2 protein-coding genes are annotated in these 3223 nt (G+C 44.7%); both read right to left on the bottom strand.

All coding sequences use genetic code 11. The annotated features are described in order from the left end of the window. Window positions 1-295 (bottom strand): chorismate mutase (gene pheA, locus A3761_RS17885; RefSeq protein WP_068750618.1); only part of this gene is annotated, 295 nt, incomplete at its 3' end. Between the two features lie 11 nt (window positions 296-306). Continuing rightward, window positions 307-2931, bottom strand: a complete 2625-nt coding sequence (gene gyrA, locus A3761_RS17880; protein WP_068553340.1) for a DNA gyrase subunit A — start codon at window positions 2929-2931, stop codon at window positions 307-309. Window positions 2932-3223 lie beyond the last annotated feature (292 nt).

Here is a 3223-nt window from a genome sequence, read left to right as displayed (position 1 = left end):
AAGCTACCTTCTTTGGTTTTTCAAGGGCTAGACAACAGGACATTATCTCTCTGAAGAGCTTAGCAACATCTTCATCTGGCATAGGCCCCGTATTGCGTTCCATTACGGCCCGCAGGACCTGAGCCTCTCGCTCAGGGCGATAATACTGCACAAGCTCATTACCGGCAGCAGCCTGCTTCACCTCAGCAACACGCTGAGCACAAGCTGCGCGCTGGTTGATCAAAGACTGAATATTTTGATCAATCTCATCAATCTGAGCCCTTAGCTTTGCGAGCTCTGTTGCTTCATCTACCATTATATTTCCAGTTAGGCCTCAGGTGATTGATCTGAAGATTCATCTGATTCACTCGAAGCGCCTGCCTCAACAGTATCAGTTCCCTCTTCTATTTCTTGTTCATCAAGACTAGACTCATCAACACGCTCCACACCAACTAAATGCTCATTCTCTTGAGATAGCTTGATCAGCCTTACACCCTGAGTATTTCGACCGAGGATCGAAACTTCTTCTGTACGAGTTCTAACCAAAGTGCCTTTATCGGAAATAAGCATCAGCTCATCACCTTCCTTAACTTGAACCGCAGACACCAACAAACCATTTCGCTCGGAGCATTGCATTGCAATCACGCCTTGACCACCACGCCCGATTACTGAGAATTCATCCATGCGAGTACGCTTACCGTAACCATTTTCACTTGCAACCAATAACAGGCCTTCTTCTTCAGGAATAATCAAGGATACAACCTGATGCTCTTCAGCTATTTTAATACCGCGAACACCTCGAGCAGTTCGTCCCATCGCTCTTACATTTGACTCATGGAAGCGAATCATCTTACCCGAGTTACTCATCAACATAATGTCACGGTCACCATCAGTGATCGAGGCTCCGATCAACGTATCCCCGTCATCAAGAGCTAAAGCAATCAAACCAGAACTACGTGGGCGAGCAAAGTTTTCGAGCGGAGTTTTCTTAACCGTACCGTTAGCTGTAGCCATAAAGATAAAGTTATTTTCAGTGTACTCATGAACAGGCAAGAAAGTCGTTACGCGTTCGCCTTCATCCAATGGCAGAATATTCACCATTGGGCGACCACGAGAACCACGGCTGGCCTGCGGAATTTCGAACACTCTCAACCAGTAAACCTTACCTTTATTGGTAAAGCATAAAATCGTATCGTGGGAATTGGCCACGAGTAGTTTTTCGATAAAGTCTTCATCCTTCATCGACGTTGCAGACTTCCCTCGACCACCGCGACGCTGAGCCTGATAATCTTCAACAGGCTGAGTTTTTGCATAGCCTCCATGAGAAATAGTAACTACCAGGTCTTCTTCATTGATTAAATCTGCAACTGTCAAATCACGACGTGAAGAAATAATCTCACTACGGCGCTCATCTCCATACTCTTCAAGAACCGCTTCAAGCTCCTCACGAATAACCTGCATCAATTTAACCGGATCACTCAGAATCGCTAAAAACTCTCCGATTCGCTCTAGTATCTCACGATATTCGCCAATGAGTTTTTCCGTTTCCAAACCGGTCAAACGGTGCAAACGCATATTCAGAATTTCTTGAGCCTGAGTTGGCGATAAGTAATATTTACCATCACGCAAGCCATACTGTGGTTCTAAATCATCTGGGCGACAGGCATTCTCACCTGCACTAGCAAGCATCGCGGTCACATCACCAGGACTCCAAGCTTGAGCCAAGAGTTTTTCTTTCGCTTCCGCAGAACTTGGTGACTTCTTGATTAACTCAATAACCGGATCGATATTTGCCAAAGCAACCGTTAAACCTTCCAACACATGCCCACGCTCTCTCGCTTTACGGAGCAAGTAGACTGTTCTACGAGTAACGACTTCTCTTCGGTGCTTGACGAATATTTCTAGCGATTGCTTTAGATTGATCGTCTTTGGCTCACCATCAACCAAAGCAACCATATTAATACCAAATACGTTCTCAAGTTGAGTCTGGGCATAAAGGTTGTTCATGATCACTTCAGGCATTTCGCCACGTCGAAGTTCGATCACTATTCGCATACCTTCTTTATTAGACTCGTCACGAAGCTCGGTAATACCTTCGATCTTCTTGTCTTTAACAAGCTCGGCTATTTTCTCTATCAAACGGGCTTTATTAACCTGATATGGAATTTCTGTAACGACAATGCGCTCTTTTCCATTCTTATCGGTCTCGACCTCATAGCGCGCTCTTAAATAAATTTTCCCGCGGCCAGTCTGGTAAGCCTGGACTATCCCTGCACGACCATTAATAATCGCAGCGGTTGGAAAATCTGGACCTGGAATAATTTCCATAAGCTCTTCACAGGTAATATCACTATTATCCATCAGAGCAAGGCAAGCGCCGACAACTTCAGTTAGGTTGTGTGGCGGAATATTTGTTGCCATACCAACAGCGATACCTGAAGAGCCATTCACCAACAGGTTAGGAACTCTAGTCGGCATAACTTCGGGTATCTGCTCGGTACCGTCATAGTTAGGAACAAAATCGACTGTTTCTTTGTCCAAGTCAGCAAGCAACGAATGAGCAAGCTTCTGCATACGAATTTCGGTATATCGCATCGCAGCTGGGTTATCACCATCTATGGAACCAAAGTTACCCTGTCCATCTACAAGCATGTAACGCAAAGAGAAAGGCTGAGCCATTCGTACAATCGTATCGTATACGGCGGAGTCACCATGAGGGTGATATTTACCGATTACGTCACCGACGACACGTGCTGACTTCTTGTACGCCTTGTTCCAGTCATTCCCCAGTTCGCTCATCGCAAACAAGACTCGACGATGCACAGGCTTGAGACCGTCACGCGCATCAGGCAAGGCACGACCAACGATAACACTCATCGCATAATCGAGATACGACTGCTTCAATTCGTCTTCAATATTAACTGGAAGGATTTCTTTCGCTTGATCACCCATATGGACAGCGTTCCTGTTTATTCTGATTATTAAAATAAAGGTCGCGATTCTAACATATTTGAATGTCAAAAGTGACCATATTTAAACTTTTTGAAGACTAAAAACTGGAGACTATGCGAGGAACTACTAAGCTGATAGATAAACCCACGGCTTCTATATAGCGCCCTTTTATTATGTACAGACTAGCGTACCCTCAACTATGAAAAAATTCTTACTTGTTGAAGACAGCTCGATTGTTGTAAAAATCATCAAACACATCAACAAAAGCAATGCTGGCTTCCCTTTTGACATC

Source organism: Oleiphilus sp. HI0123, assembly GCF_001635315.1.
Note: the sequence above shows the minus strand (reverse complement) of the source record. Positions and strands in the feature narration are given on the sequence as shown.

Excerpts from the sequence above, each read along its gene's own strand:
- gyrA (WP_068553340.1), bottom strand. The coding sequence starts at position 2,931 with ATGGGTGATCAAGCGAAAGAAATCCTTCCAGTTAATATTGAAGACGAA.